The 23,946-nt window shown below is 75.0% G+C and carries 18 protein-coding genes; 9 read left to right on the top strand and 9 right to left on the bottom strand.

All coding sequences use genetic code 11. From position 1 onward, the window contains the following. Nucleotides 1-4: 4 nt before the first annotated feature. The gene (locus BLS43_RS14755; RefSeq protein WP_093084390.1) at nt 5-826 is read left to right on the top strand and encodes a serine hydrolase domain-containing protein; all 822 of its coding nucleotides are present in this window, start codon (nt 5-7) and stop codon (nt 824-826) included. A 180-nt stretch (nt 827-1,006) separates the two neighbouring features. On the opposite strand, the gene BLS43_RS14750 is transcribed toward BLS43_RS14755, so the two are convergent. Next, complete coding sequence (locus BLS43_RS14750) at nt 1,007-1,393, bottom strand: VOC family protein (RefSeq protein ID WP_093084388.1); 387 nt, start codon at nt 1,391-1,393, stop codon at nt 1,007-1,009. A 70-nt stretch (nt 1,394-1,463) separates the two neighbouring features. Here BLS43_RS14750 and BLS43_RS14745 point away from each other — a divergent pair, with 70 nt between their 5' ends. From BLS43_RS14745 to BLS43_RS14735, 3 genes are all read left to right on the top strand, one after another. Continuing rightward, the gene (locus tag BLS43_RS14745; RefSeq protein WP_093084386.1) at nt 1,464-2,015 is read left to right on the top strand and encodes a TetR/AcrR family transcriptional regulator; all 552 of its coding nucleotides are present in this window, start codon (nt 1,464-1,466) and stop codon (nt 2,013-2,015) included. A gap of 144 nt (nt 2,016-2,159) precedes the next feature. Beyond that, nucleotides 2,160-6,329: an ATP-dependent RNA helicase HrpA gene (gene hrpA, locus BLS43_RS14740; RefSeq protein ID WP_093084383.1), complete on the top strand. Its 4,170-nt coding sequence runs from the start codon at nt 2,160-2,162 to the stop codon at nt 6,327-6,329. A gap of 41 nt (nt 6,330-6,370) precedes the next feature. Then, the gene (locus tag BLS43_RS14735) at nt 6,371-7,558 is read left to right on the top strand and encodes an acyl-CoA dehydrogenase family protein (protein ID WP_093084381.1); all 1,188 of its coding nucleotides are present in this window, start codon (nt 6,371-6,373) and stop codon (nt 7,556-7,558) included. A 43-nt stretch (nt 7,559-7,601) separates the two neighbouring features. On the opposite strand, the gene BLS43_RS14730 is transcribed toward BLS43_RS14735, so the two are convergent. The 3 genes from BLS43_RS14730 to BLS43_RS14720 all read right to left on the bottom strand — a co-directional run bounded on the left by BLS43_RS14730 (nt 7,602) and on the right by BLS43_RS14720 (nt 13,377). Beyond that, complete coding sequence (locus tag BLS43_RS14730) at nt 7,602-8,012, bottom strand: rhodanese-like domain-containing protein (protein WP_093085000.1); 411 nt, start codon at nt 8,010-8,012, stop codon at nt 7,602-7,604. A gap of 11 nt (nt 8,013-8,023) precedes the next feature. Next, complete coding sequence (locus BLS43_RS14725; RefSeq protein WP_245707506.1) at nt 8,024-8,518, bottom strand: cysteine dioxygenase; 495 nt, start codon at nt 8,516-8,518, stop codon at nt 8,024-8,026. Nucleotides 8,519-8,742: 224 nt separating this feature from the next. Continuing rightward, nucleotides 8,743-13,377, bottom strand: coding sequence for a SpoIIE family protein phosphatase (locus BLS43_RS14720; protein ID WP_093084378.1), 4,635 nt, complete (start codon nt 13,375-13,377; stop codon nt 8,743-8,745). 137 nt (nt 13,378-13,514) lie between these two features. Between BLS43_RS14720 and BLS43_RS14715 the strand changes: the two genes are divergently transcribed. Then, nucleotides 13,515-14,180 (top strand): acetoacetate decarboxylase family protein, encoded by a 666-nt coding sequence (locus BLS43_RS14715; RefSeq protein WP_093084376.1) that lies wholly within the window; start codon nt 13,515-13,517, stop codon nt 14,178-14,180. Here the strand turns inward: BLS43_RS14715 and BLS43_RS14710 are convergent, their stop codons facing one another. Together BLS43_RS14710 and BLS43_RS14705 are read right to left on the bottom strand one after the other, a co-directional pair. After that, nucleotides 14,181-15,020 carry an alpha/beta hydrolase gene (locus BLS43_RS14710; RefSeq protein ID WP_093084373.1) on the bottom strand — a complete coding sequence of 280 codons (840 nt, stop codon included), beginning with the start codon at nt 15,018-15,020 and terminating at the stop codon, nt 14,181-14,183. Beyond that, nucleotides 15,020-16,900 carry a carboxypeptidase-like regulatory domain-containing protein gene (locus BLS43_RS14705; protein WP_093084369.1) on the bottom strand — a complete coding sequence of 627 codons (1,881 nt, stop codon included), beginning with the start codon at nt 16,898-16,900 and terminating at the stop codon, nt 15,020-15,022. The genes BLS43_RS14710 and BLS43_RS14705 overlap by 1 nt, the downstream gene beginning before the upstream one ends. A gap of 201 nt (nt 16,901-17,101) precedes the next feature. Between BLS43_RS14705 and malQ the strand changes: the two genes are divergently transcribed. Then, on the top strand, nt 17,102-19,027 hold the full coding sequence (malQ, locus tag BLS43_RS14700) for a 4-alpha-glucanotransferase (RefSeq protein ID WP_245707518.1): 1,926 nt from the start codon (nt 17,102-17,104) through the stop codon (nt 19,025-19,027). A gap of 16 nt (nt 19,028-19,043) precedes the next feature. Further along, on the top strand, nt 19,044-19,820 hold the full coding sequence (locus BLS43_RS14695; RefSeq protein WP_093084363.1) for a 2-keto-4-pentenoate hydratase: 777 nt from the start codon (nt 19,044-19,046) through the stop codon (nt 19,818-19,820). Nucleotides 19,821-19,854: 34 nt separating this feature from the next. Here BLS43_RS14695 and BLS43_RS14690 read toward each other — a convergent pair whose 3' ends face one another. The 3 genes from BLS43_RS14690 to BLS43_RS14680 are packed head-to-tail and all read right to left on the bottom strand — an operon-like array spanning nt 19,855 to nt 22,286. Next, the gene (locus BLS43_RS14690; protein WP_093084359.1) at nt 19,855-20,502 is read right to left on the bottom strand and encodes an RraA family protein; all 648 of its coding nucleotides are present in this window, start codon (nt 20,500-20,502) and stop codon (nt 19,855-19,857) included. Nucleotides 20,503-20,516: 14 nt separating this feature from the next. Beyond that, the gene (locus BLS43_RS14685) at nt 20,517-21,377 is read right to left on the bottom strand and encodes a diacylglycerol/lipid kinase family protein (RefSeq protein WP_093084355.1); all 861 of its coding nucleotides are present in this window, start codon (nt 21,375-21,377) and stop codon (nt 20,517-20,519) included. Between the two features lie 9 nt (nt 21,378-21,386). After that, nucleotides 21,387-22,286, bottom strand: coding sequence for a DMT family transporter (locus BLS43_RS14680; protein WP_093084352.1), 900 nt, complete (start codon nt 22,284-22,286; stop codon nt 21,387-21,389). Between the two features lie 47 nt (nt 22,287-22,333). Between BLS43_RS14680 and BLS43_RS14675 the strand changes: the two genes are divergently transcribed. After that, nucleotides 22,334-22,699, top strand: a complete 366-nt coding sequence (locus BLS43_RS14675; RefSeq protein WP_093084349.1) for an RNA-binding S4 domain-containing protein — start codon at nt 22,334-22,336, stop codon at nt 22,697-22,699. A gap of 45 nt (nt 22,700-22,744) precedes the next feature. Continuing rightward, nucleotides 22,745-23,833, top strand: a complete 1,089-nt coding sequence (locus BLS43_RS14670; RefSeq protein ID WP_093084346.1) for a quinone-dependent dihydroorotate dehydrogenase — start codon at nt 22,745-22,747, stop codon at nt 23,831-23,833. The last annotated feature ends 113 nt before the right edge of the window (nt 23,834-23,946 follow it).

The raw sequence follows: 23,946 nt of genomic DNA, 5'->3' as shown, positions 1-23,946 counted from the left end.
GTCCATGGATCTCCCCCGCGCGACCCGAGCACTGCTGGACTGGCCCGTCGACCACGTGGCGGCGGCCGTCGTCCGGGGCGGTGCGGTCGTCGCGACGGCCGGGGACCTGGACCGGGAGTTCCGGCTGGCCTCGGTGACCAAGCTGCTGTCCGCCTACGCCCTGCTCGTCGCCGTCGAGGAGGGCGCCGTCGAGTGGGACGACCCGGCCGGCCCGGAGGGCGCGACGGTCCGGCACCTCGCCGCGCACACCTCGGGCCTGGCGTTCGACTCGATGCAGGTCCAGGCCAAGCCCGGCACGCGCCGGATCTACTCCAACACCGGGTTCGCCGTGCTCGGCGAGACGGTGGAGAAGGCCAGCGGGATCCCGTTCCCGGAGTATCTGGCCGAGGCCGTCTGCACGCCGCTGGGCATGACCGCGACCGAGCTGCGGGGGCCCGCCGGGCACGCCGCGTACTCCACCGCCACCGACCTCGCCCGGTTCGCCGCCGAGCTGCTCGAGCCGACCCTCGTCGTCCCGGAGACCCTCGCCGCGGCCACCTCCGTCGTCTTCCCCGGGCTCGACGGCGTGCTCCCCGGCTACGGCTCCCAGCGGCCCAACGACTGGGGTGCGGGCTTCGAGATCCGGGACGGCAAGTCGCCCCACTGGACCGGCACCACGCACTCGCCGCGCACGTTCGGCCACTTCGGCCAGGCCGGGACGTTCCTCTGGGTGGACCCGGAGCTGGGCGCGGCGGCCGTGGTGCTGACCGACCGCACGTTCGGCGAGTGGGCCGTGCAGGCCTGGACCCCCTACAACGACGGGCTGGTCACCGCGCTGCGATCGTGACGCAGCACACGGAACCGGGCCTCGGGAACATCTCCCGGGGGTCACCCGTTGAACCACCTGTCCGAGCCGGGCGATGCAGTGTCCCCGGGCCGCAATAGATAACCGCCGCCGCGGAATACCGTCAGGCTGGAGCCGCGGTGTGCCACTCGCCGCGAGGCGACCTGCGCTCGGCTCGGACACCTACTTCCCGGCGAACGCGCCGGTGACCGGGATCGGCGTGATCACGTCGACGAGCACCCCGTCGGGTGCCGCGACGATGAAGTGCCGCTGGCCGAACTCCTCGGACCGGAGGGGCAACACGATCTCCAGGTCCTGCAGGCGCGCGTACTCCGCGTCCACGTCCTCGACCTCCAGGTTCAGCAGCATCCCCCCGACGGGCCGCCCGTAGCCGGTGGGGACCGTCTCGTGCGCGGGATCGAGGATCGCGAGCTCCCACGTCCCGTTCCGCAGGCTGACGTACCAGTCCGCCTCGAACGTCGTCTCGAAGCCGAACCGGTCCCGGTAGAACCGGGCCGCCGCGGGCACGTCCGCGCTCATCAGGACCGGGTACACGCTGGTCGGGGCCACTGCCCACCTCCATACATTCAGACTGTACGTATGTTATACATGCATCCTGTACGTAAAAGGAAGGGGCAGCGTGGCACGTGCGACGAAGGCGGAGGCGGAGGCCACCGCCGCCCGGGTGCTGGCCACCGCGCGCGAGCTGTTCGTGGCCCGCGGCTACGCCGACGTCGGACTGGAGGAGGTCGCCGCCGCGGCGGGCGTGACCCGGGGCGCGGTCTACCACCACTACCGCAGCAAGCAGGCACTGTTCGAGGCCGTGCTGGCCGAGGTGCAGCGCGAGGTGGCCGAGGCCATCGCCGCCGCGGCGACCGGAGACGCCCGCGAGCAGCTCGAACGGGGCTGCCGGGCGTTCCTCGCCGCCGCCGTGGCCCCGGAGGTCCGCCGGATCCTGCTCGTCGACGCCCCCGCCGTCCTGGGGTGGGCCGTCTGGCGGGCGCACGACGCCGCAGGCACCCGGCTCCTGGCCGAGGGCGTCGCCGCCGCGGGACTCGCCCCGGCCTTCACCCCCCTGCTCAACGGCGCCCTGAACGAGGCCGCCCTGTGGATCGCCGCGGCCCCGGACCGGGAGGCCGCCCTGGACCAGGCCTGGTCCGCCTTCCAGAAGATGCTGCCGAGAGGAACCTGAGGGCGATTCCGCACGGGTCGGAATCGCCCTCGGGTTCCTCTCGGCGGGCTCGGGGCCCACGGGAACAACTCCGGCAGCCGTCCCGTTGCAGAGAAGGCCCGCCGGGCACCTCCCTCGCCCCGACTTGGCAGACTTGACCTCACGATGACCTCCTCCCGATCCACCGGGGACGACGTGCGCGCCGGAGACCCCGGCTCCCGCGCGGACTCCCCCGCCCAGTCCGGTGCTCCCACCACAGCGACCGGACCCGCCGCCTCGCAGGCCGCAGCCGAACCCACCGGCAGCGCCGCGAGCGGCGACGGGAGCCGCGGCCGACGACCCCGCCGGCGCGGCTCCCGGGGCCGGAGCGCACCCGCACAGCGGGGCAACGCGCCCGGCCCCACCAGCACGTCCTCCCCGACCGACGGCGCGCCCCGCCGCCGGACCGAGCCCGCGCTCCCCGCCCTGCCGGACGACGTGCTCGCCGACCTCGAGCAGCGGGTCGCGGAGCTGCGCAGCACGGACGCCGAGCGCCTGCGCAGGCGCCTGCACGGCGCCCGCCGCTCCGCAGACGGCCGCGCCCAGCAGGCCGTAGCCGACGCGATCGCCGCAGCCGAGCACCGCCGCGAGCGCCGTCGCGCCGCCGTCCCCCGGATCAGCTACCCCGAGCAGCTCCCGGTCTCCCAGCGCAAGGACGACATCGCCGCCGCGATCCGGGACCACCAGGTCGTGATCGTCGCCGGCGAGACGGGCTCCGGCAAGACCACCCAGCTGCCGAAGATCTGCCTGGAGCTGGGCCGCGGCGTCGACGGGATCATCGGGCACACCCAGCCGCGCAGGCTCGCGGCGCGCACCGTCGCCACCCGGATCGCGGACGAGCTGCACACCGAGCTCGGCGACGTCGTCGGCTGGAAGGTGCGCTTCACCGACCAGGTCGGCGACCGCACCATGGTCAAGCTGATGACGGACGGCATCCTGCTCGCCGAGCTGACCGGCGACCGGGACCTGCTGCAGTACGACACGCTGATCATCGACGAGGCCCACGAGCGCAGCCTCAACATCGACTTCATCCTGGGCTACCTCACGCAGCTCCTGCCGCGCCGCCCGGACCTCAAGGTCATCATCACCAGCGCGACCATCGACCCGGAGCGCTTCTCCCGGCACTTCGGGAACGCCCCGATCGTCGAGGTCAGCGGGCGGTCGTACCCCGTCGAGGTGCGCTACCGGCCCGTCGTGGACCCGGACGACGCGGACGCCGACCCGGACCGCGAGGAGACCGACGCGATCGCCGACGCCGTGGCGGAGCTGCAGCGCGAGGGCCCCGGCGACATCCTGGTCTTCCTACCCGGCGAACGCGAGATCCGGGACACCGCGGAAGCCTTGCAGCGCAGGGACTTCCGCAACACCGAGATCCTCCCGCTGTACGCGCGCCTGACCACCGCCGAGCAGCAGCGGGTCTTCAGCCCGCACCCGGGCAACCGGATCGTGTTGTCCACCAACGTCGCCGAGACGTCCCTGACCGTGCCCGGCATCCGGTACGTGATCGACACCGGCACGGCGCGCATCTCGCGGTACTCGCGCAGGCTCAAGGTGCAGCGGCTGCCCATCGAGAAGATCTCCCAGGCGTCGGCGAACCAGCGCGCGGGCCGGTGCGGCCGGACGAGCGACGGCATCTGCATCCGGCTCTACGCCGAGGACGACTTCGACGCCCGCCCGGAGTTCACCGACCCGGAGATCCTGCGCACCAACCTCGCCTCGGTCGTCCTGCAGATGATCGCGCTGGACCTCGGCGAGATCTCCGCGTTCCCGTTCGTCGAGCCGCCGGACCGGCGGGACGTCGCGGACGGCCTCGCCCTGCTCCACGAGCTGGGCGCCGTCGACCACGGCAGGCTGACGGCGGTGGGCCAGGCCCTCTCGCGGCTGCCCGTCGACCCCCGCCTGGGCCGGATGCTGGTGGAGGCGAACAAGACCGGGTGCCTGCGCGAGGTCCTCGTGATCGCCGCGGCGCTGAGCGTGCAGGACCCGCGCGAGCGGCCCACCGAGCAGCGCCAGGCCGCGGACGAGCAGCACCGGCGCTTCACCGCCGCGGGCTCGGACTTCCTGGCCTACACCGCCCTCTGGGACTACCTGGCCGAGCGCCGGGCCGAGCTGAGCGGGAGCCGGTTCCGGCGCACACTGCGCGAGGAGTTCCTGCACTACCTGCGGATCCGCGAGTGGTGGGACCTGCACGGCCAGCTCCGCCAGGCCGCCCGCTCCGCGGGGATGACCGCGAACGACGCCCCCGCCGATCCCGACCGGATCCACCAGGCGCTGCTGTCCGGGCTGCTCTCGCAGGTCGGGCTGCTGGAGGAGCGCACCGAGAAGAAGGGGGACAAGCGCGGCGCCCGCGAGTACCTGGGCGCCCGCAACGCGAGGTTCGCGATCTGGCCGGGCTCGGCGCTGGCGCGCAAGCCGCCGCACTGGGTGATGGCCGCCGAGCTCGTCGAGACCTCGCGGCTCTGGGCGCGCACCGTCGCGTCGATCAAGCCGGAGTGGATCGAGCCGCTCGCCGGACATCTCGTCAAGCGGACGTATTCGGAGCCGCGCTGGTCGCGCAAGCGGGCGAGCGCCGTGGCCACCGAGCGGGTCACGCTGTACGGCATCCCCGTGGTGGCGGACCGCACCGTGGACTTCGCCCGGGTCGACCCCGAGGTCTCCCGCGACCTGTTCCTCCGGCACGCGCTCGTCGAGGGCGACTGGGAGACGCGGCACCGCTTCTTCCGCGCCAACCGCGCGCTGCTCGAGGACGCCGAGGAGCTGGAGCACCGCGCCCGGCGTCGGGACCTGGTCGTGGACGAGGACACGCTGTTCGCCTTCTACGACAAGCGGATCCCCGCCTCGGTGGTGTCCGGGCGGCACTTCGACTCCTGGTGGCGGAAGGAGCCGGACAAGAACCTGCTGGACTTCACCGCGGAGATGCTGGAGACCGAGGCGGCCCGCGGCATCGACCGCGCCGCCTACCCGGACCACGTCGCCGCGGGCGGGCTGTCGCTGCCGCTGTCGTACGCGTTCGAACCGGGACACCACACGGACGGCGTGACCGTCGACGTCCCGGTCGCCGCGCTGCACCAGGTCGACCCGACGCCGTTCACCTGGCAGGTCCCCGGGCTGCGCGAGGAGCTGGTCACCGCTCTGATCAAGACGCTGCCCAAGTCCCTGCGCCGCAACTTCTCCCCCGCCCCGGACCACGCCCGCGCGGTGCTGTCCCGCTTGCGCGACCAGGACGAGCCCCTGCTCGACGGGCTGGAGCGCGAGCTCGGCCGGATGCGGAACGTCGTCATCCACCGGGACGACTGGGAGCTCGCCCGGCTCCCGGACCACCTCACCGTGACCTTCCGTGTCCTCGACGAGAAGGGTCGCGAGGTCGCCCGCGGCACCGACCTGGAGGCGCTGCGCGAGCAGCTCGCGCCCAAGGTGCGCGAGGAGATCGCCGCCGCGGGGCGGGACATCGAACGCACCGGGCTGACCACCTGGGACCTCGGCGACCTGCCCCGGGAGCACGCCATCCGCCGCGGCCGCCACGTCGTGACCGGCTACCCGGGCCTGGTCGACCGCGGCGACTCGGTGGACGTGCGCGTGTTCGCCACCGAGGCCGAGCGGGACTCCGCGCACCGCCGCGGCGTCCGCAGGCTGCTGCTGCTCGCCACCCCCAGCCCGGCCAAGCAGGTGCAGCGGGGCCTCGACCCCCGGGCCCGGCTCACGATCGCCCGCAACCCCCAGGGCGGCCTCGACGCGCTGATCGCGGACTGCGTGCTGTGCGCAGCCGACCACCTCATCGCCCGCGCGGGCGGACCCTGTTGGGACGCAGCGGGTTTCGCCACGCTCTCGGGGGTCTTCGCCCAGCACCTCGGCAGCGCCACGATGCAGGTCCTGCAGGCCGTCCGCGCGGTCCTGGAGCGCTGGCACCCCGTGCAGGCGGCGCTGGCCGAGCTGCGGAACCCGCCCGCGGACATCCGCGCCCAGCTGCAGGAGCTGACCGGTCCGCACTTCGCCGAGCAGGCGGGCGCGGCCCGGCTCGCGGACGTCGCCCGCTATCTGCAGGCCCTCGCCGTCCGCATCGACAAGCTCCGCGTCGACCCCGCCCGGGACGCCGAGTGGACCGCCCAGGTCCACGAGGTCCAGGACGAGTACGCGGCCGAGCTCGCCGCCCTCCCCCCGGGCGTGGACCCGCCCCCGGCGCTGGTCGAGATCCGCTGGATGATCGAGGAGCTGCGCGTGAGCCTCTACGCGCAGCCGATGAGGACGCGCTACCCGGTCAGCGTCAAGCGGATCCAGAAGGCCCTCGACGCCCGCTGAGTGGGCGGGCGGCGCGCGGCCCGACCTGCCAGGCTGTCCCCATGGAGTACGCCCATCTCGGCGAGGCGCTGGGCACGGACTTCTTCTCGGTGCGCGAGCAGTTCACCGAGGAGCAGTGGACCCGCTTCGCCACCGTCCGCACGTTCGTCGACACCGAGGTGCTGCCCGACATCGGGGACTACTGGGAGCGGGCCGAGGTGCCGTGGCACCTGGTCCGCAGGCTCCCCGAGCTCGGGATCGTCGGCGAGACCATCACCGGGTACGGCGCGGCGGGCATGAGCCCGCTGGCCTGCGGCCTGGTGCACATGGAGCTGCACCGGGGCGACGGGTCGCTGGGCACGTTCCTCGGTGTGCACGCCGGCCTGGCGATGCAGTCGATCGCGATGTGCGGCAGCGCGGAGCAGCGGGAGCGCTGGCTCCCCGCGATGTCCACCATGGACAAGCTGGGTGCCTTCGCGCTCACCGAGCCGGACCACGGCTCGGACTCCGTCGCGCTGGAGACGACCGCCCGCCGAGACGGCGACCACTGGGTGCTCGACGGGCGCAAACGCTGGATCGGCAACGGCGCGGTGGCCGATCTCGTCGTCGTCTGGGCCCGGGACACCGACGACGGCGAGGTGAAGGGATTCGTCGTCGAGACCCCCGCCGAGGGGTACGCGGCGACCGTGATCGGCGGCAAGGTGTCGCTGCGGGCGATCCACCAGGCCGACATCGTGCTGACCGGGGTCCGGGTGCTGGAGGAGAACCGGCTCGCCGAGGCGAACGGCTTCGCGGACTGCGCGCGGGTGCTCGCCACGACCCGCGGGATCTGCGCGTGGATGGCGCTCGGCCACGCCACCGCGGGCTACGACGCCGCCCTGCGGTACGCGACGGAGCGCAGCCAGTTCGGCAAGCCGCTCGCGAGCTTCCAGATCGTGCAGGAGCGGCTGGTGCACATGCTCGCCGACCTCACCGGCATGCAGCTCTACTGCATGCAGATCGGGCGCCTCGCCGAGGCCGGGCGGCTGTCCCCGACCGTGGCCGGGCTGGCCAAGATGCACAACACCCGCGCCGCGCGGCGGATCCTCTCCACGGCGCGGGACATGTTGGGCGGCAACGGGATCCTCCTGGAACACCACGTCGCACGGCACTGGGCGGACATCGAGGCCATCCACACGTTCGAGGGCACCGAGACGATGCAGACCCTGATCGTCGGCAAGGACGTGACCGGCATCGGTGCCTTCGCCTGACCTGCGGCATCGCCGCTCGTGCGTGGTAAGTGGTGCTGGAGCACTACTTACCACGCACGGGCGGCGCAGCCGCATAGTCGGGCGGCGCCCCGTCGGACTCCCGGACGGGCAGTCCGGCGGCCTGCCAGGCCCGGAAGCCGCCCACCAGGTCGGTGGCCCGGTGCAGGCCGAGGTCCTGCAGCGCGGCCGCGGCCAGGCTGGAGGTGTAGCCCTCGGAGCACGCCACGATCCACTGGACGTCGTGCGAGTCGGCCTCCGCGATCCGGGCCGCCGAGGTGGGGTCGAGGCGCCACTCGAGGTGGTTGCGCTCGATCACCACCGCGTCGGCGAAGTCCCCCTCCCGCACGCGCTGCCAGCCGGGCCGGATGTCGACCAGCCGGGCGCCCGCGCGCAGCAGGTCGGCGGCCTGGGCCGGGTCCACGCGGTCGAGCTTCTCCCGGGCGGCGGCCAGCATCTCGTCGACGGTCACACGGACAGGGTCTCAGGTGCCTTCTCGGGCTCGTTCGTGAGCTCGGTGCGGGTGCGCCGCAGGATCCCGGCCGGGCTCACGTCGTAGTAGCTCATCGCCGTCAGCGGCGGCGAGTAGGCGTGCACGCTGACGGCCGTCTCCGCTCGGGTGTTCGCGACGTCGTGGACGTGGCCGAGCGGGAACGACGCCCCGCGGCCGCTGTGCAGCGTCCGCGACCGCAGGCCCCGACCCGCCACCCAGCGCTGCTCGACGAGCTCGCCGCGCACCACGGTCAGGGCACCGAGCGACCCGGCGTGGTCGTGCAGCTCGGCGATCTGGTCGGTGGTCCACGAGATCAGCCAGACGTCCACGACGTCGTCCGCGACGAGGCGCCGCGACCAGCGGTGCAACGGGTCCTCCTGGACCGGGTGCTGGCCCGCCGCGACCTCGGCGGCGTAGGTGCGGGTGAGGGCGGTCAGGTCGTGCAGGGACAGCGGCGTGGGCGCACGCACGGCAGTACTCCGAAGTGTCTCGCGAGGGGGTCGGGCCGGGAGTCAGTTCCCGGGGCGACAGCACTCGTCGAAGACGTACCCGCGACGGCTCTCCCAGATGGGGCCGAGGTTCCAGGCGGGCATCACCCCACCGTTGTACACACGCCGTCGCGGAAATCCCAGCCCTCTCCCGCCGGGAGGGACGCACCGCACAATGTCCGGTAAATGTCCGGTGCGTGCGCGGTCTAGCCGGAGCTGCCCACGAGGGTGTCGAGGCCCGCGAGCACCAGGATCCGACGGGCCGGGCTCTCGGACGCCGTGACGACCGACAGGTCCGTGCCCGCCGTCCGCGCGCGCTGGGCCAGCTCGGACAGCACCGCGATCCCGGCGCTGGACACGTAGGAGTCGACGGCGAGGGTGAGGATCAGCGTGCCGCCGCGCTCGAGGGCGGCCAGCAGGTCGCTGCGCACCGCGGCGACCCCCGCCAGGTCCAGGTCGCCCTCGACGTGCAGCCGCACGGCGTGCTCGTCCGCCCAGCGGCGCAGCCGGGTGACCCGCGGCGGGGCGCTGTCGGCGCCGTCGGCGGGGACGTCCGCCGGGCCGCCGGGCAGCGGTGCCGTCCCCGCCCGCACCGAGATCTCGACGGGCATCGCGGGCATGCGGAACCAGATCTCGGTGCCGTCGTCCGCGGCCAGCACCTCGACGTCGACCGCGAGCTCGCGGATCAGGGCCAGCCCCCGGCCCCGGAAGCCGGGATCCGCGGGCGGCGGCCGCCACAGCCCGTGGTCGGCGACGCGGACCGCGACCGAGCCGTCCGGCCGCAGCTCCAGCGACAGCGCGACCGCGTCCGCGCCGGGCTCGGGCCCGCCGGTGTAGGCGTGCTCGACCGCGTTGGTGACGGCCTCGCCGACCGCGAGCTGCAGGTCCGTGACGGCGTCCACGTCCAGCCCGCACCCGGCCGCCCACTCCGCGATCGCGCGGCGCATGGGCGCCAGCACCTCGGGGGCGGCGGGCATGGACCGGGTGAACGGCTCGGGCACCCGGCGGGCCAGGACCACCACCGTGTCGTCGGGGGCGCCCGCGGCGTCGAGCATCCGCTCCAGCAGGGCGTCGACCATGTCCGGCGGGCGGTGGTGGGCGAGCTCGCCGAACGTCGCGGCCAGCCGGTCGAGCCCGTCGTCGACCACCTCGGTGCGCCGTTCGAACAGCCCGTCCGAGCACAGGAGGATCGTCTCGCCGGGGTCGATCCGGCCGTCCGCCTCGACGTACGGCGGGCGCCCGACGACCCCGAGGGGGGTGCCGCGGCCGCCGTCGAGGGCGCGGACCCCGTGGTCGCCCGCGACCATCGGCGGCGGGTGCCCGGCGCACGCGTAGCGCAGCGCCCCGGTCGAGGTGTCGACGATCGCGCAGGCCACCGTGCTGGCCCGCGCCCCCGCGACCCGGCGGGCGAACAGGTCCAGCTGTTCGAGCGCGGTCGCGGGCGGTGCGCCGTTGACCAGGTTGGCGGCCAGCGCGCTGCGCAGCTGACCCATCACCGCCGCGGCGCCGGGGCCGCGGCCGACGACGTCCCCGACGACGAGCGCGGTGCGCCCGTCCGGCAGGTCCAGCACGTCGTACCAGTCCCCGCCCGCCTCGGTGCCCTCGGTGCCGGGGTTGTAGCGGGTGGCGACCGTGAGCCCCTCGATCTCGGGCAGCTCCGACGGCAGCAGGCTGCGCTGCAGGGTGACCGCGACCTCGTGCTCGGCCTGGTGCAGCCGGGCGCGCATGATCGCCTGCGCGCACTGGCTGGCCAACGTCAGCACGAACCCGCGCTCGTCCGGGCCGAACGCGGGCTCCTCGGCGAACCCGAGCCCGACCGCACCGATCGCCGTGCCCGCCACCAGCAGCGGCACGGCCGTGCCCGCCGGGTAGGGATCGGGCAGCCCGGTGGACTCCCAGACCGGTTCGCCGGAGTGCACGACCTGCGCCAACGGGTGGGTGCCGGTGACGGGCCCGAACCCCGTCGTCTCCCAGCCCTCGGCCGCGAGCACGTGCAGGGCGCGCTCGTCGTCCGCCAGCAGGACGACCACGGCGTCCGCGCCGATCGCGGACCGCCCGTGCGCGAGGATCACGTCGGCGACGGACTCGATGTCGGTCGCGCGCGACAGCGCCGTGGCGACCGCCCCCAGCCGCTCCGCGAGCCGCCTGCCCTCCGTCTCGGCGACCAGCAGCAGCGAGCGGTCCAGGGCCTGCGCGGCGAGCTCGGCCACGGCGAGCGCGGCCTCGCGGTCGCTCGCGGTGAACACCCGCGGCTCGGTGAACCCGACCGCGACCATGCCCAGGTCCCGGGTGCCCGCCACGAGCGGGAGCCAGCAGGCCGCGCGCAGCCCGAAGCGGCCCATCCACTCGACGGTCCGGGGGTGCTCGGCGGCGAGCTGCATGGTCGACTCCGCCCAGAGCGGGCGGCGGGAGCGGACCGCGTCCGCCGGGCTCGGCTCCAGCAGCGAGATCCGGTCCAGCTCCTCGGGCACGTCGCCGACCCATCCGTGCAGCGACAGCAGCCGCAGGCCGCGCCCGGCGGACTGCCAGACCCCGGCGGTGGGCGCGTCCAGCAGCGCGACGAGGTGGCTGGAGGCGATCCGGGCGACCTCCTCGGGGGTGGCCGCGGCGGACATCTCGGCGGTCGCGGTGTGCAGCAGCCCGAGCCGGGTCGCGGCCGCCCGCTCCTGCTCCAGCAGCCGGGCGTTGTCGATGGCGACGGCGGCGCGGCGGGCGAGCTCGCCGAACACGGCGAGATCGGGACCGTCGAGCACCGGGGAGTCGCCGCAGCGGGCGACCCCGAGCAGGCCGAGCATCTTGCCGCGGGCCTGCAGCGGCAGCACGAGCGCCGAGTGCGCCCCGGTGCGCTCCCACGTCTCGCGCTGGTCGGCGGGCATCCGGGCCAGCATCGCGGCCAGCGCGGTGGGGTCGAGCAGGACCGGCTCGTCGGAGATCTCGTCGAGGACCGGCAGGCCGGGCAGGTCCCCCAGGGCGGCCTCGCGCCCCGGGTCGGCGGCCGCGCAGGTGTGCACCTCGAGGCCGGACCGGCCCCCGCGGCCGTCGTCGACGAACACCCGCACGAGGTCCGCCAGGCCCTCGTCGACGAGGGCGCGGGCGAGCGCGGCGAACCGGTCCGCCCGGGTGACCTCGCGGTCGAGGATCTCGCCGAGGTCGGCGTAGAGCTGGTGGCGGCGCTGTTCGGCGTGCCGGTCGTCGATGTCCAGGCAGCCGCCGACGTACCCGCCGGTCCGCCCGTCGCCCTCGCCGACCGGGGCGCCGCGGTCCAGCACCCACCGGTGCCGCCCGTCGCCGCCGCGCAGGCGGTACTCCACCTCGAACGGGGCTCCCGCGCGCGTCGCCGCGGTGACGACCGAGCGGTAGCGCTCCCGGTCGTCCGGGTGGATGCGGTCCCGCCAGTCCAGGCCCAGCTCGGAGCCGGGGTCGGCGCCGGTGAAGTCCAGCCAGCCGCGGTTGACGAACACGCGGTGCCCGCCCGCGTCGTCCACCCAGATCAGGGCGGGCGTGGAGTTCGCCATGGCCCGGAAGCGCAGCTCGGCGTCCCGGCGCACGCGGCCGAGCTGCAGGTGGTTGGCCACCCGGGCCAGCAGCTCGCGCGCGGAGAACGGCTTGACCAGGTAGTCGTCCGCGCCCGCCGCGAGACCCTCGACCGCGGCCTCCTCACCCGCCCGCGCGGACAACAGCACCACGGGCAGCCCCGCGGTGCGCGCGTCCGCGCGCAGGGCACGCAGCAGGGCGATGCCGTCCGGCTCGGGCATCATCACGTCCGCCACGACGAGGTCCGGCGGGTCGACCCTGGCCAGCTCCAGCGCGGCCGCACCGCTCGCCACCGCCTGCACCGACCAGTGCGCGCTGAGCAGCTTGCGCAGGTGGTCGAGCATGTCCGGGTCGTCGTCGACGACGAGGACCCGACCGCTGGGCGGGCCCGGCACCTCGGGCGGCAGCGGGCTGACCCACCCGCCCGGTTCCTCCACCGGCGCCGGGGTCCACCGCAGGGCCTCGGCGACGAACGGCTCGAACGTCTCCGGACGCGGGTGCGGCGCCGTGGGCGGCTTGCCGAGCGTGATGTTCTCCGCGGGCAGGTGGGCGAACCCGAGCGGCAGCCGGACCGTGAACCGGGTCCCCTCACCGTCCACACTCGACACGTCGACGGTGCCGCCGTGCACCTCGGTCAGGTTGCGCACCAGGGCGAGCCCGATCCCGCTGCCCTCGCGCGAGCGGGCGCGGGCGGCGGGCACCCGGTGGAAGCGGTCGAACAACCGCGGCACCTCGGCCTCCGGGACCCCGGTGCCGGTGTCCGCCACCTCCAGGACGAAGTGCTCGTCGGTGAGGTGGGTGCGCACCCGCAGGCCGCCCTCGAAGGTGAACTTCAGGGCGTTGCTCAGCAGGTTCAGGACGATCTTCTCCCACATGTCCTGGTCCGCCCACACAGGACGGCCCGACGGCGGTGAGTCGATGTCCAGGCGCAGCCCGGCCCGCTCGGTCGGCGCGGTGAACAGGGCCGCGAGCTCGCCGGTGAGGGCACCGAGGTCGATCGGGGCGAACACGGCGTCCGTGCGGCCCGCCTCGAGCCGCGAGACGTCCAGCAGCGTGTTGACCAGCTTGAGCATCCGCTGCGCGCTGCGCTGCGCGACGCCCGCCTCCTCCCGCACGACGGGATCGGACGAGCCGAGCAGCACCTCCAACGGACCCATGATCAGCGACAGCGGGGTGCGGAACTCGTGGCTCACACCGGTGAAGAACTCGGTGATCGTGCCGTCGAGCAGCGCCGAGCGCCGGGCCGCGTCGACGTGGTCGGCGTGCTCGCCGTCGTCGCGCCGGACGGAGTCGCCCGGGTCGCTCACGTTCCGCTCCTGTCCGTCGAGGCCTTCGCGGCTCAGCGCGGACCAGCCTGCCAGGTCCCGCCCGACCCGGCGACCGGTGACCCGCGCGGGCCGGGCGCGGCCCCCGCGCCGCGCCGCCGACCCGGCAGGATCGGGGCATGGCGACGCGGCTCGAGGACGGCAGCTGGGAGATCCGGGGCGAGCGGCTCACGTTCCCGGTCCGGATCGGCGACGCCGCCGCGGCCTGCGCGGTCTACCCCGTCCGGGCGTCCCGGGTGGCCCTGCCCCCGGCGCTGCGGCCCGTCGCGGTCGCCGGCTGGACCGTCGCCGTCGTCGGGCTGGTGCGGTACCGGGTCAACGACCTGGGCACCTACGACGAGCTGGCCCTCGCCTACCCCGTCCGCCGCGGACCCGACGCGGGCATCCACATCAGCGAGCTGCCGGTGACCGAGGAGTTCACCCGCGAGGCGGGCGCGGCGCTGTGGGGGCTGCCGAAGTGGGTCGGGGAGGCGTCGCTGGAGTTCACGCCCACCCGCGCGACGGGGGTGCTGGCGCACGCGGGCAGGCACGTCCTGACCCTGGCGGTCTCCGCGGCCCTGCCCCTGCCGTTCCCCCTCCGCGGCAGCGTGACGGCCTTCGGTGACGACGGACGCCTCGCCTCGCCGGTCCACGCCCGCCTGCGCGGGATCCGCATCGGGCGCGGCGCCGCCCTCGTCCCGGGCCACGGCCACCCCATGGCCGACGAGCTGCGGGCCCTGTCCCGCCGCCCGCTGCTCACCGCGAGCGTGGCCCACCTGGCGTTCGACATGGACGCGGCGACGTGATCACGCCGGGCGCACGGACTCCCGGTGGGCCCCGAGCCACGTCCGGAGATCACCGATCGGGCGGTCCCGCTCCGGCTCGTTGTAGATCTCGTGCCACAGGCCCGGGTAGATCTCGACGGTGAGGTCGTCGGAGGCGATGGTGCGCGCCAGCGTCCGGGTCACCTCGACAGTGGTGATCGCGTCGATCTCGCCGTGCTGCAGGAGCACGGGCAGGGTCAGCTCGCGGGAGCGGGCGAGCAGGTCGTCCATCGCACCGAACATCGCGGCGCCGAGCCGCAGCGTCGGATTGCCGGAGTAGCACAACGGGTCTGCCCGGACCGCCGCGACGACAGCCGGGTCCCTGCTGATGTCGGCGAGGTCGATCCCCGCGGGGCGCAGGGTCGGCAGCAGCCTGCCGAGCGCCAGCAGCACCGGCACGACGGGCGCGGGGACCGCCTGCTTCGACAGCCCCGGCGCCGAGAGCACCAGCCCGGCCAGGTCGGCCTGGTGCTCCAGCGCGTAGGCCAGCGCGATGTGCCCGCCCATGCTGTGCCCCACCAGGAACACCGGCAGGCCGGGGTGTCGGGCGGCGGCGTGCAGGCGCAGGAGGTCGAGGTCCGGGACCCAGTTGGCGTGCCCGCCGTCGACCCGGCGGCCCTCGGAGCGACCGTGCCCGGCGTGGTCGAGTGCGTACACGGCCCAGCCGTCCTCGACGAGGGCCTCCGCCACGTGGCTGTAGCGACCCGAGTGCTCCCCGAGGCCGTGGCTGACCAGCACGATCCCGGTGGCGGACTCCGGGAGCCAGGCCTGCCAGAACAGCTCGCCGAGGACGCCGGGCAGGCGCCCCTCCGCCCGTCGCATCAGCCGCGGACCGCGGCGGGCAGGGTCACGTCCTGCTCGGCGTCGGCCTCCTCGCCGACCCGGACCGCGGCGAGCGCCGGGGCGTGGCCGCCGGACTGCACCGCGATCGTGTATTCGCCCGCGGCGAGGTCGGCGAACCGGTAGTCGCCCGCCGCGCCGGTCGTGGCGGAGGCGACGAGCTCGCCGTCCTGCAGGAGGTCCAGCGCGGCCGACGCGACCGGCTCGGCCGCCGCGTCGGTGACGCGGCCCGCGATCGCCGAGGAGCGGACCAGCGGGACCTCGACCGACGCCCCCGCGTGCTCCGCGCGCACGGCGACGACCCCGGGCTGGTGCCCGTCCGCCGACGCGACCAGCACGTACCCGCCGGGGCGCGGCGCCTCGACGGAGCCGTGGCCCGCCGCGTCGCCGTGGGCGGAGGCGGCCTCCCGGCCGCGGTGGTCGAGCAGGGCGACCGTGGCGTCCGGGAGCGGCGCGTGGTCGCGGCCGGTCACCCGGAACGCGACGGCGACGGGGTCGCGGGGCGGCTCCGGTGTGTCGTCCGGGTGCTCGACGGACATGTCCACCACCGGCGAGGCCCCCTTGCGCGGGTTGGGGTCGGCGAAGCCGAGGGTGCGCAGCAGCGCGAGGTCCACAGCGGCGTGCTCGGCGGCACGCGCGTCGACGGCCGGAGCGGGGGCGGCCGTGGAGTGCGGGGAGGTCACGGCGCTCAGCGTGACGGGACGCGACGAGGGGGTCACAGCCGGGGTCGGGATCGCGGTGTCCGCGCTGGTCGGGACGGCCTGGAGCCGGCGCACGGCCGCGGCGGGGACGACCACGGGCCGCGGGGCGGCGCCCGCCCCGTCCCGCGGGCTGGGCAGCGGCGCCACGGGAGCGACGGACGCGACAGTCTCGACGGGCGCGATGGGCGCGGCGGCCGCGGCGGGCGCGGTGCCGGCGGTGTCGTCGCTGGTCTCGCCCGCAGCCGCGTCCACCCCCTCGGGCTCCGCGTCCCGGTGAACGGCGCGTGGTGCCGGCGCGGCGTCGTCCGCAGTGTCGGTCGTGGTCTCGTCGGTCGTCTCGTCCACGGTCTCGTCCGCGGCCTCGGTGTCCACAGCGGACTCCTCGGGCGCGGTGTCGGCGGTGTCGGCGGTGTGGGTGACGTCGGTGGTGTCGGCCGCTGCCTCGACGGCGCTGCGCTCGGCGGGCGGCTCGGGCTCGGGAGCGGCTTCGACCTGCTCGTCACGGCGCCCGCCCACGAATCCGGTGAGCGCCAGCCCCGCGACACCGGCACCGCTGGCGACGAACGTGCCGCGGCGTGGGGCGGGGCGGGGCGGCAGGTCGGGGACCGCGGTGAGCACCGGACGCTCGCCCTGCCGACGTGCCTCGGCGCGGGCCACGGCGTCCGCGACCGCGGGGCTCACGATCCCGCGCTCCACCCGCTCCGCACTGGGCCGCACCGGCGGGGACACCGAGGTCACCCGGGCGACCAGCGCCGGGTCCACACCGGTGCGCCGCGGCGGCTTCGGCACCGGCGGGCCCTCGACCGGCACCCCGTCCACGAACCCGCGCGTCCAGGGCGGCCCGACCGGCCCGGCGTCGACACCCGTGTCCGCGCGGCGCTCGAGCGCCGGCTCCGAGCCCCGCGCGGGCCCGTCCTGCTCCGCGCCGCTCTTGACGGGAGCCTCCGCCTCCGGGGCCGGGGCGGCCACCTCGTCCGCGGGCTGCTCCGGAGCGACCACGGCCGGGGCGCGGTCGCGCACCAGGTCACCCACCGTGCGCCCGACGGGCTGCGGATCGGCCGCCACCGCGGCCGGTGTGCGCGGCCGCCGGGACGCCACCAGGACGATCCCCAGGGCGAGCAGCACGAGCAGCACCATCACCAGCAGGGCCCACGTGCTCATCGCTTCACTCCTCGTGCGGACGACCGAAGGGCCGAGTACGCACACAGGGGTACGGGCCCGCCCGGACTCGTGGCCGCGACCGTAGCACCGGGGGCGCCGCACGCCGCTGCGCCCACGCCGGTGTCGATGTCGCAGCTCAGCGCGATTCAGTCGACCGGACGAATGGGACCCGGGCCGATGGGGAAGCATTCCCCCGTGGCGATCGATCCCGACCTCTCCGAGCTGGCCGCGGCGCACGGCGTCGCCACCGGCTACAACGACGGCGACCGCAGGCCCGTGACCGTCGACGAGGAGGTGGTCGTGGAAGTCCTCGGCCTGCTCGACGTCGACGCCACGACGCCCGCCGCCCGGGCCGCCGCGCTCGCCGCGGCCCGCGAGGACGCGGCGCGCGGCCTGCTCCCCGGCACCATCGGGATGCGCGCGAGCGACACCCGGCGCGGCGCGGGCACGCTCACCGCCGAGGACGGGACGTCCCGCGAGGTCACCGAGCTGGCCGGGCTCGAGCCCGGGTGGTACCGGCTGCGGACGGCGGAGCAGGAGGTCACGGTCGTCGTGTCGCCCGCGGCGCTGCCCGCCGCGCCGCGCTCCTGGGGCTGGATGCTGCAGCTCTACGCCTTGGCATCGGCGCAGAGCTGGGGGATCGGCGACCTGGGCGACCTGCGCGAGTTCACCGAGCACGCCGCCGGGCAGGGCGCCTCGGCGATCCTGCTGAACCCGCTGCACGCGATCACCCCGCTCTCGCCCGTGCAGCCGAGCCCGTACACGCCGTCGAGCCGCCGGTTCTCGACGCCGCTCGCGCTGCGGGTCACCGACCTGCCCGAGTACGCGGCGGCGGACCCCGCCACCCGGGCGGAGGTGGACGCGCTGCGGCCCGAGATCGTCGGCGACAGGATCCCGCACGACCGCGTGTGGGCCGCGAAGAAGTCTGCGGCCGAGGCGCTCTGGCGGGCCGCGGGCCGCCCGGAGCCGGTCGACCCCGGCCCGGACCTGGTGGACTTCGCGACCTACTGCGCCCTCGCCGAGCGCTACGGCGGCCGGTTCTCGCTGTGGCCCGCGGAGCTGCGCCACCCCGGGAACCCGGCCGTCGCCGAGGCCCGCCGCGCCCTGGCGCCGCGGGTCGCGTTCCACGGGTGGCTGCAGCAGCGCGTCGCCGACCAGCTGGCCGCGGCCCGCGAGGCCGCCCGCGACATGCCGCTCGGGGTGATCCACGATCTCGCCGTCGGCTGCGACCCGGAGGGGGCGGACGCCTGGGCGCTGCAGGACGTCCTCGCCCTCGACGTGACCGTCGGCGCCCCGCCGGACGCCTTCAACCAGCGCGGCCAGGCCTGGGGCCTGCCGCCGTGGCGCCCCGACCGCCTCGCCGCGACCGGCTACGCCGCCTACCGCGACATGCTCCGCGCGCTGCTCACGCACGCCGACGGGCTGCGGATCGACCACGTCGCCGGGCTGTTCCGGCTGTGGTGGGTCCCGCCGGGCCGCTCGCCCGACCGCGGCACCTACGTGCACTACGACGCCGAGGCGATGCTCGCCGTCCTCACCCTCGAGGCCGCACGCGCCGGGGCCGCCGTGATCGGCGAGGACCTCGGCACGGTCGAGCCCGAGGTCACCGAGGCGCTGCACGGCCGGAACATGCTCGGCTCCACCGTCCTGTGGTTCGTCCGCGACCCCGAGACCGGCAGGCTGCTGCCGCCGGACGAGTGGCCGGAGGAGGCGGTCGCGACGATCTCCACCCACGACCTCCCGACGGCGGCGGGCTTCCTCGGCGGCGAGCACGTCCGGGCCCGCGCGGACCTGGACCTGCTCGACGACGTGCCCGCCGAGGAGCGCAAGGCCGCCGCAGAGCGCGCCGAGCTGGTGGACCTGCTCGTCGCCGAGGGACTGGTCGCGGCCGACGCGTCGGACGCGGAGATCGTGCCCGCCCTGCACGCCCTGCTCGCACGCAGCCGGTGCCGACTCGTGCTGGCCAGCCCCTACGACGTCGTCGGGGAGACCCGGCAGCCCAACCTGCCCGGAACCGTCGACGAGTACCCCAACTGGCGGCTGCCGCTGCCCGTGTCGGTGGAGGAGCTGCGGACCGACCCTCGGGTGAAGGAGGTCGTGGCGGCATTGCGCTCGGGGGATCGCTGAGGCGAGGATCACAGCCATGCCGCTCACTGCCGAGACGCTCGCCGACCGCGCCGCCGACCTCCTGTGGACCGCGTGGACCACGGGCGAGGTGCTCGACGGGCTGCCGGAGGACCTCCACCCGCACGACCACGAGGCGGGCTGGGCCATCCAGCGGCGGGTTGTCGAGCGGGCGGGCGCGAGCTACGGCTGGAAGATCGCCGCGACGTCCGCGCCGAGCCAGGCCGTGATCGGGATCGGGACCCCGCTGCCGGGGCGGCTGTTCGAGGGCGGGCGGGTGGCCTCGGGCGACCGGATCCCGTTCGCGGGCCTGCACATGCGGGCGGTCGAGGCGGAGTACGCGTTCCGCCTCGCGCGAGACATCGGCCCGGAGCCGACCCGCGAGGAGGTCCTCGCCGCCGTCGGCGGGATGCACCTGGCCATCGAGGTCCCGGACTCCCGCCTCGCCGACTACGCGCACGCGGGCAGCTCGCTGCTGCTCGCGGACGTCGCGTGCGCCGGGCACCTGGTGCTCGGCCCCGAGCTCTCCGCGGTCCCGGACGACCTGGCGACGATCGGGACCGCCCTGTGGATCAACGGCGAGCGCACGGCGGAGGGGGACGGCGCCGTCGTCATGGGGGATCCGCGCACCGCCCTGGTCTGGCTCGCCGAGGAGCTGGTCCACCTGGGGACCGGACTCAAGGCGGGCGAGATCGTCACCACCGGCTCCACGACCAAGGTCCCCAGCATCCAGGCGGGCGACCACGTGCGGGCGGACTTCGGCCCCCTCGGCCAGGTGGACGTCACCTTCACCTGAGGCCCGGGCCGCATTGTGGCTCCACAATGCCTGGCTAGACGCGGAAGGTGAGGGACGTCGGGACGTCGGCCTCCAGTGCCTGCAGGTGCTCGTCGACGTTCGTCATCTCGTGCAGCGACCGGCCCCGCGCCATGCCCGCGAGCAGGGCCTGCTCGGCGCGCTCGATCTCCTCGGCCTGGTCGATCGCCGCCTCGAACCGCTCCCGGCTCCCGACGACCACGCCGTCGTCGTCCCCGACGACGAGATCACCGGGCGCGACCCGGACCCGGCCGATCAGCACCTCCCGCCCGAAGGTGCCCGGGTCCCGGGTGGTGCCGGACATCGGCGTGGTGCCCCGCGCGTGCACGGGCAGTCCGATGCGGCGCAGGCCACGGAGGTCCCGGCAGTAGCCGTCGATGACGATCGCGGCGATCCCGCGGCGCCGGGCCTCGGTGGCGAACAGCTCGCCCGACACCGCCTTCCTCAGCGTGTTGGTGGCCACGACCAGCACCGACCCGGGCTCCGCCTCCCGCAGCGCGACGAGCACGGGCAGGTGGTCGTCGTAGGCGAGGAGGGTGAAGGCGGGACCGGCGAACGAGACGTCCGGGACCATCGCCCGGATCGCCGGGTCCACGACCGCCAGGCCCTTGTCGGCGTCGCAGAGGGAGGACACCTGCACGTTCCGGAGCCGCTCGAGCAACATGGCCCCATCCTCCGCTATCGGACGGTGGTGAGCCCTCCGGGCACGATGTCCACCCGGACCCGTGCGCCCGCCTCCAGCTCCAGGACCTCGCCGTCGATCTGCGCGGGCATCGGGTCGATCGTGGTGAAGGCGTACTCGCGCACGCTCGGCTGCGGGCCGAGCCCGCCGAGCGCCGCCCGGGCCGCGGACAGGGCCGTGCGCAGCTTCGAGCGGTGCGGGATGAGGACGACCTCGAACACGCCGTCGTCCGGCTCCGCGCCCTCGGCGAGCGTCGCGACCTTGGCCATCTCGGCGATGTTCGCGAAGACCAGGCTGTCGAAGGTCTGCGTGCGCCCGTCGACGTCGATCGCGAAGGGGTGGAACCGGGAGAACGCGCGCACCGTGGTCAGGACCTCCCGGATCGACCCCTTCCCGCCGCGCTCCAGCTCGAGCGCGACGACGGGGGTGATCCCGAGGCCGATGTAGGAGTGGGCGTAGCGCACCTCGTCGTCGACGGTCATCCGGAGGACGTCCAGCTTCTCGGTGGTGCCGTCGACGATCGCGTCGAGCAGGGGCCGCCTGCCGACGACGCGGCGATGGTCGTTCGCGTTGCCCGCGGCGAGCACCGCGGCGACGGCGTCGTTGTCCGACTTCATGACGCCGTCGACGACCTCGTTGTACCCGCCGTCGCCGCTCACCGAGACGATGAGGGGAGTTCCGGGCTCCTCCCCGGCGATGACGCGGGCGTGCCCGGCGTACTCCGTGGGCCGCAGCTCCACGGGCAGGTCCGCGGCTCGCTCCGCCAGCCCGGACTTCAGCTCCTCGGCACGCTCCTGCGCGTCCCCGGTCGAATGGGGGTTGAAGACGACGACCACCCGGTCGTAGGAACGCGCCACCCGCGAAGACTATCCGGTTGGGGCGAGAACGACCGGTTCCGTACCCCGCTCCCGCAGCCCGAGCGCGGTGATGGCCGCCACGACGATCACCAGCCCGAGCCACTGGGTCGCGCTCGGGTGGACGCCCAGGAACGCGATGCCCAGCACCGCGGCCGTCGCGGGGAAGGCGAGCTCGGCCAGGGTGGCGCGCGCGGCGGGCGTCCGCTGCAGGCCGATGTAGTAGAGGACGAGCGCGAGCAGCCCCGGGATCAGCGCCAACAGGGCGAGCGGCACGACCTGGGATGCGGTGATGGCGACCGGTGCACCCTGCACCCCGACGATGATCGCGGACGCGGGCAGCCCGATCGCGAACCGCAGCACGGTGACGTCCCGGGGTGCGGTCTGCACGCCGACCATCCGGCCGAGCACCGTCCCGAGCCCCCAGAGCACGGCCGCGCCGACCGCCAGTCCCGCCGCCCCGAGCTCGCGCAGCTGCGCGCTCAACGGGTCCGGGAACGCCACGAGCCACGCACCGACCAACGCCGGCACGGCGAACAGCCAGTACCTCCCCCGCACCCGCTCCCCGAGCAGCAGCGCGGCGGCGACGACCGCCACCAGCGGCTGCAGCTTCTGCAGCACCAGCGGGGTCAGCGCGTCCCCGGTCGCGAAGGCCGCCGTGAACAGCGCGGTGGCGAGTGCGCTTGAGCCCGCCCCGATCACGACGATCGCCGTGCGGTCCCGGACGGACGCAGCCCGGAACGCGCGGAACGCCGACGGCAGGAAGGGGATCAGCACCACGATCGCGAGCAGGTGTTCCCAGAACACGACCGTCGCCGCGGGCAACGCGCCGGCCAGTGGTGCCCGCAGCAACCCGTCGGTGCCCCACAGCGCGGCCGCGGCCGCCACGAGCCAGGTCCGGTCACGTGCCATGGTCGGTGACAACCCCCGTCGCCGCGCATCTATGCCAGGCTGGGGTGATGGAGTCCGCGCGCCTCGACCGGTGGCTGTGGTCCGTGCGGCTGGCGAAGACCCGGTCGGACGCCGCGGCGGCGTGCCGCGGCGGACACGTCCGGGTCAACGACCGCCCCGCCAAGCCGGCCACCACGGTCCACCCCGGCGACCGGGTCCGCGCCCGGGTGTACGAGCAGACCCGGATCGTCGAGGTCGCCAAGGTGATCGACAAGCGCGTCGGCGCGCCGGACGCCCAGGCCTGCTACATCGACGACACCCCGCCGCCCCCGCCGAAGGAGGCGCGGCCGGTCTTCGCCGTCCGGGAGCGCGGCACCGGCCGCCCGACGAAGCGCGAACGCCGCGCCATGGACGCCCTCCGCTCGCCCCACTGACCCCGGCATTGTGGAGCGGTCGTCGGGGTGGGCGATGATGAAGGCATGTACGACCTGCTGTTCCAGCACGTCCTGCGCCGCATCCCGGCGGAACCGATCCACGGCGTCGCGTTCGGGGCGATCCGGGGGGTGGCGGGTTCCTCGCTCGTGGGCCCGCGGCTGAGCTCGGTGCTCACGGCGCCGGACCCCGTGCTGCGCACCCGCGTGTTCGGCGTCGACTTCCCGAACCCGCTCGGCCTCGCAGCGGGGTTCGACAAGGACGCGCGCGGGCCGGTCGCACTCGGGAACCTCGGATTCGGGTTCGTGGAGATCGGCACGGTCACGGCTCGGCCCCAGCCGGGCAACCCCAAACCCCGCCTGTTCCGCCTGCCCGCGGACAAGGCGCTCGTGAACCGCATGGGGTTCAACAACTCCGGTGCGGACGCCGTTGCCGCCCACCTGGCGACGCTGCCCGAGCGACGTCCGGTGCTCGGCATCAACATCGGCAAGAGCAAGGCCGCGACGCCGGACGAGGCCGTCGACGACTACCGCTACAGCGCCCGCGCCCTCGGCCGGTTCGCCGACTACGTGGTGGTGAACGTCAGCTCGCCCAACACCCCCGGTCTGCGGGACATGCAGCAGGTCAGCGTCCTCGAGCCGCTGCTCGACGCGGTGCGGGACGAGCTCGTCTCCGCCGTGCCCGGACGCACCGTCCCCCTCCTGGTCAAGATCACGACCGACCTGGCCGGGGAGGACGTCGACGCGGTCGCCGACATGTCCGTGCGCCTGGGGCTCGACGGCGTGGTCGCCACCAACACCACCGTCTCCCGTGAGGGTCTGCGGACGCCTCGGGTGGAGGTCGACGCCCTCGGCGCGGGCGGGGTCTCCGGTCTCCCGCTGCGCGAGGCGGCGCAGGCGGTCGTCGGAACGCTGCGGGCGAAGCTCGGCCCCGAGCGCACGATCATCTCCGTGGGCGGGATCTTCACCGGGGAGGACGCCTACCAGCGGATCACCGCGGGCGCCTCGCTGGTGCAGAGCTACACCGGCTTCATCTACGGGGGCGCCACCTGGCCCAAGAAGGTCAACCAGGAACTCGCCGTCCTGCTCCACCGGAATCGTCACCGCTCGGTCGCCGCGGCCGTCGGCACCACCTGACGGCACGGATCGGGGGCACGAATCCGGGAATGCAGAAAGGCCCCGCAGCGAATGCTGCGGGGCCTTTCCGATTGTTTGATGTCGGCGGCGACCTACTCTCCCACACCCTGGCG

This window comes from Pseudonocardia oroxyli, from assembly GCF_900102195.1.
GTDB lineage: Bacteria > Actinomycetota > Actinomycetes > Mycobacteriales > Pseudonocardiaceae > Pseudonocardia > Pseudonocardia oroxyli.
Note: the sequence above shows the minus strand (reverse complement) of the source record. Positions and strands in the feature narration are given on the sequence as shown.

Coding starts and splice junctions, on each gene's coding strand:
- BLS43_RS14670 (WP_093084346.1), top strand. CDS start 22,745: ATGTACGACCTGCTGTTCCAGCACGTCCTGCGCCGCATCCCGGCGGAA.
- BLS43_RS14705 (WP_093084369.1), bottom strand. CDS start 16,900: ATGAGCACGTGGGCCCTGCTGGTGATGGTGCTGCTCGTGCTGCTCGCC.
- BLS43_RS14695 (WP_093084363.1), top strand. CDS start 19,044: ATGCCGCTCACTGCCGAGACGCTCGCCGACCGCGCCGCCGACCTCCTG.
- BLS43_RS14690 (WP_093084359.1), bottom strand. CDS start 20,502: ATGTTGCTCGAGCGGCTCCGGAACGTGCAGGTGTCCTCCCTCTGCGAC.
- BLS43_RS14755 (WP_093084390.1), top strand. CDS start 5: ATGGATCTCCCCCGCGCGACCCGAGCACTGCTGGACTGGCCCGTCGAC.
- BLS43_RS14680 (WP_093084352.1), bottom strand. CDS start 22,286: ATGGCACGTGACCGGACCTGGCTCGTGGCGGCCGCGGCCGCGCTGTGG.
- BLS43_RS14675 (WP_093084349.1), top strand. CDS start 22,334: ATGGAGTCCGCGCGCCTCGACCGGTGGCTGTGGTCCGTGCGGCTGGCG.
- BLS43_RS14715 (WP_093084376.1), top strand. CDS start 13,515: ATGGCGACGCGGCTCGAGGACGGCAGCTGGGAGATCCGGGGCGAGCGG.
- BLS43_RS14730 (WP_093085000.1), bottom strand. CDS start 8,012: ATGCTGGCCGCCGCCCGGGAGAAGCTCGACCGCGTGGACCCGGCCCAG.
- BLS43_RS14710 (WP_093084373.1), bottom strand. CDS start 15,020: ATGCGACGGGCGGAGGGGCGCCTGCCCGGCGTCCTCGGCGAGCTGTTC.
- BLS43_RS14735 (WP_093084381.1), top strand. CDS start 6,371: ATGGAGTACGCCCATCTCGGCGAGGCGCTGGGCACGGACTTCTTCTCG.
- hrpA (WP_093084383.1), top strand. CDS start 2,160: ATGACCTCCTCCCGATCCACCGGGGACGACGTGCGCGCCGGAGACCCC.